Origin of the sequence: Actinomyces sp., from assembly GCF_030530635.1 — a bacterium.
In the GTDB taxonomy this organism is placed as follows: Bacteria; Actinomycetota; Actinomycetes; order Actinomycetales; family Actinomycetaceae; genus Actinomyces.
Window position 1 is genome coordinate 1 of the sequence record NZ_JAUMUL010000117.1, and the last position, 4,464, is coordinate 4,464.

The window sequence follows — 4,464 nt, forward strand, 5'->3', positions numbered from 1 at the left end:
GGCCGAGCTGGATCCTGTCGAACACGTTGGCGTCGAGCACAGTTCCTACTTCCGAATCAGAGTGGTCAGCTCAAAAGGCTTAGGGGGTCCCGGTGCCGTGGTTCCACGGCGGCACCGGGCCCGTTGGCCCCGGGAGGATGCCGATCGGCGTCCTCCCGGGGCGTTGGGGTCAGATCTCGTCCACCGCCACGGCTCCGCCGCTGGGACGGCGCCCCAGGTCGAAGCCGAGTTCCTCGGAGGCGCGGCGGCCGTCGTCGTCGGTGTCATCCAGGCCGATGACATTGCCCGCGGCGTCCAGGGCCTCCACGTTCAGGCACAAGGACTGCATCTCCTTCATGAGCACCTTGAAGGACTCGGGGATGCCGGGTTCGGGGATGTCCTCCCCCTTGACGATGGACTCATAAACCTTGACGCGTCCGTTGACGTCGTCAGATTTGACGGTGAGCAGTTCCTGGAGTGCGTGGGCGGCGCCGTATGCCTCCATGGCCCACACCTCCATCTCGCCGAAGCGCTGGCCACCGAACTGAGCCTTACCGCCCAGCGGCTGCTGGGTGATCATCGAGTACGGGCCGGTCGAGCGGGCGTGGATCTTGTCATCGACCAGGTGGTGGAGCTTGAGGATGTACATGTAGCCGACCGAGATCGGGTACGGGAAGGGTTCTCCGGACCGCCCGTCGAACAGTCGCGCCTTGCCGTTGGACTGCATCAGCTGCAGGCCGTCCGGGCTGGGCAGGGTCGAGTCGAGCAGACCCATGAGCTCGTCGTCACGCACGCCGTCGAACACCGGGGTGGCCACGGGGGTGCCCGGCTGGGCGGACACACCGTTGTCGGGCAGGCGCTGCGCCCACTCCTCGCCGGCCTCGCGGGCGGCGGCCGCATCCCAACCGCGGGAGGCCACCCAGCCCAGGTGCAGCTCAAGCACCTGACCGACGTTCATACGGCTGGGCACACCCAGCGGGTTGAGAATGACGTCCACCGGGGTGCCGTCGGCGAGGAAGGGCATGTCCTCCACGGGCAGGATCTTTGAGATGACGCCCTTGTTGCCGTGGCGGCCCGAGAGCTTGTCACCCACCGTGATCTTGCGCCGCTGGGCGATGTATACCCGCACCATCCGGTTGACGCCGGCGGGCAGCTCGGCGTCCTCGGAGGCGGCATCGAACTCGCGCACACCGGTGACGATGCCGTACTCGCCGTGGGGCACGCGCAGAGAGGTGTCGCGCACCTCGCGGGCCTTCTCCCCGAAGATCGCGCGCAGCAGCCGCTCCTCACTGGTCAGCTCCGTCTCACCCTTCGGGGTGACCTTGCCCACCAGGATGTCGCCGGAGCGGACTTCGGCGCCGATGCGGATGATGCCGCGCTCATCCAGGTTGGCCAGCGCCTCCTCGGAGACGTTGGGGATGTCACGGGTGATCTCCTCGGCACCGAGCTTGGTGTCGCGGGCGTCGACCTCGTGCTCCTCGATGTGGATCGAAGTGAGCACGTCCTCGGCGACTACACGCTGGGAGATGATGATGGCATCCTCGTAGTTCAGCCCCTCCCAGGTCATGAAGGCGACCAGGAGGTTCTGGCCCAGCGCCAGGTCGCCGTCGGCGGTGGCCGGGCCGTCTGCCAGGACGCTGCCGACCTCCACGCGCTCGCCCTCGGAGGCGACCACCCGCTGGTTGTAGCAGTTGCCCTGGTTGGAGCGGCGGAACTTGGCCGCCTTGTAGACGGTCTCGGTGCCGTCGTCGTTGGCCACGCGCACGAAGTCGGCGCACACCTCGGTGACCACACCGCCCTTGGAGGCGACCAGCACGTCACCGGCGTCGACAGCGGTGCGCCGCTCCATGCCGGTGCCCACCAGCGGGGCGTCGGGGCGGATCAGCGGCACGGCCTGCCGCTGCATGTTGGCGCCCATCAGTGCGCGGTTGGCGTCGTCGTGCTCGAGGAAGGGGATCAACGAGGTGCCCACGGAGACCATCTGCCGCGGGGAGACGTCCATGAGGTCCACCTGGGAGGCCGGCACCAGGGCCGGCTCACCCCCGGTTACGCGGCACAGCACGTGGTCATCGGCGAAGTGTAGATCGTCGGTGAGCTCGACGTTGGCCTGAGCGATGATGTGACGGTCCTCGTCGTCGGCGGTGAGGTAGTGGGTCTCGTCGGTGACTTGACCGTCGCGCACCACCCGGTAGGGGGTCTCGATGAAGCCGAAGGGGTTGATGCGCCCGAAGGTGGCCAGCGAGCCGATCAGACCGATGTTCGGCCCCTCGGGGGACTCGATGGGACACATGCGTCCGTAGTGGGAGGTGTGCACGTCGCGCACCTCCATGGAGGCGCGCTCGCGCGACAGGCCGCCGGGTCCGAGTGCGGACAGACGCCGCTTGTGGGTCAGGCCCGCCAGCGGGTTGTTCTGGTCCATGAACTGGGACAGCTGGCTGGTGCCGAAGAACTCCTTAATCGCGGCCGTGACAGGCCGGATGTTGATCAGAGTGTTCGGGGTGATGGCCTCGACGTCCTGGGTGGTCATGCGCTCACGCACCTGCCGCTCCATGCGGCTCATACCGGTGCGCACCTGCGCCTGGATGAGCTCGCCGACGGCGCGGATGCGCCGGTTGCCCAGGTGGTCGATGTCATCGAACTCGACGGCGATGTCAACGATCTCCCCGTCGCGCACACCCTCAACGGTCTCGGCGCCGGCGTGCAGAGCGAGCAGATACTTGATGGCGGCGACGACGTCCTCAATGCGCAGCACCGACTCGTTCAGGTCGGCCGCCAGGCCGAGCTTCTTGTTGATCTTGTAGCGGCCGACCTTGGCCAGATCGTAGCGCTTGGCGTTGAAGTAGAAGTTCTCCAGCAGAGTGCGGCCGGCCTCCACGCTGGGCGGCTCACCGGGGCGGATCTTCTTGTAGATGTCCAGCAGCGCCTCGTCCTGGCTGGCGATCTTGCGGTCCTCGTCCAGGGCGGTGGTCAGCGCCGGGTAGTCCTTGAACTCCTCGCGGATCTCGGCCTCGTCCAGCCCCAGGGCCAGCAGGAACACCGTGATGTCCTGCTTGCGCTTGCGGTCGATGCGCACCGCCACACGGTCGTTCTTGTCCACCTCGAACTCCAGCCAGGCACCGCGCGAGGGGATGAACTTGACGTTGTAGACGTACTTGTCAGAGGCCTTCTCGGTGGTGCGCTCGAAGTACACACCCGGGGAGCGGACCAGCTGGGAGACGACGACGCGCTCAGAGCCGTTGACGATGAACGTGCCCTTATCGGTCATGAGCGGGAAGTCACCCATGAAGACCGTCTGGGACTTGATCTCACCGGTGGTGAAGTTCTCGAAGTCCGCGACCACGTACAGCGGCGCGGAGTACGTCAGGTCCTTCTCCTGGCACTCCTCGGCCGTGTACTTCGGCTCCTCGAAGCGGTGGTCGTGGAAGGACAGAGCCATGGTCTCGCCGAAGTCCTCGATCGGTGAGATCTCATCGAAGATCTCCTCCAGCCCGGAGGTCTCCGGCAGCGAACCCGGCTGGGCGGCGTTGGCGGCGTCCACCCGGGCGCGCCACTTCTCATTGCCCACGAGCCAGTCGAAGCTCTCGGTCTGCAGGCCGAGAAGGTTCGGAGCCTGCATCGGCTCGGAGATCTTGGCGAAATTGATTCGACGCGACGCGGTGCGCGCGGCGATTTCAGCGGCGGTTGGTGCAGAGGTGCGCGAGGCAGCCAAAGGGGATCCTTCCCTCATCTCGGGGATCACTCTGCGCACCTGCGGTGCAGTCCCTGCGGCCCGTCCGCCTCCCCTCTCGGGTTTTGCCGGCCGGTCGGGCCGGCTGGCGGGCACTGCCGCTGAAGCCAGTACACACAAGGTACGCGAAGGTCTAGCCTACACGCCCACCCCGCCCCGATCCACGCGGCGGCGGCGTTCCACCTTGCGATTCCTGCCACAATCCCGCATACTGCCCCGATCCCCGCACGCTGCCCCGATCCCCACATGCTCCTCCCCCCCGCACCCGGATCGGTAGAAGTGACAGTCCAGATCGGTGGAAGTGGCGCCCGGCGCCGGATCCGCATGTTCGCGCTATTGCACAAATGGACGGGCGCCAGCGATCGCTTGTGGGGCTGCGTACGCGGCCGCGGCACCCCCGTTGGACCGGGTGAGACCGACTCACGACTCATCCCGCCCCGGCAACACGCTCTCGGAGCAGTTCTTCGGCGAGCCCGCCCAGGCGCTGAAGGGTCTACCCCGGTCTTCAGGAGCCGCCCCTCAACCTAAGCAACGGCGTCGCCCCGACCACTCACGGTGGTCGGGGCGACGTTGAAATTCAGAGCCTCCCGGCCGGTCGATAACGTGCCGACGGCGCCGGGAACGGGCTCACTTGAGGGTGACGGTGGCGCCGGCGCCCTCGAGCTGTGCCTTGGCCTTGTCGGCGGCGTCCTTGGCGGCGCCCTCGAGGACGGCCTTGGGGGCGGCCTCGACGAGGTCCTTGGCCTCCTTCAGGCCGA

At 67.2% G+C, this 4,464-nt stretch carries 2 protein-coding genes; both read right to left on the reverse strand.

The features are described 5' to 3' along the window. Positions 1–169: 169 nt before the first annotated feature. Complete coding sequence (rpoB, locus tag Q4A20_RS14855; RefSeq protein WP_303124162.1) at positions 170–3,688, reverse strand: DNA-directed RNA polymerase subunit beta; 3,519 nt, start codon at positions 3,686–3,688, stop codon at positions 170–172. A 645-nt stretch (positions 3,689–4,333) separates the two neighbouring features. Next, on the reverse strand, positions 4,334–4,464 hold a 131-nt coding region (locus Q4A20_RS14860; protein ID WP_303124164.1), incomplete at its 5' end, for a ribosomal protein L7/L12.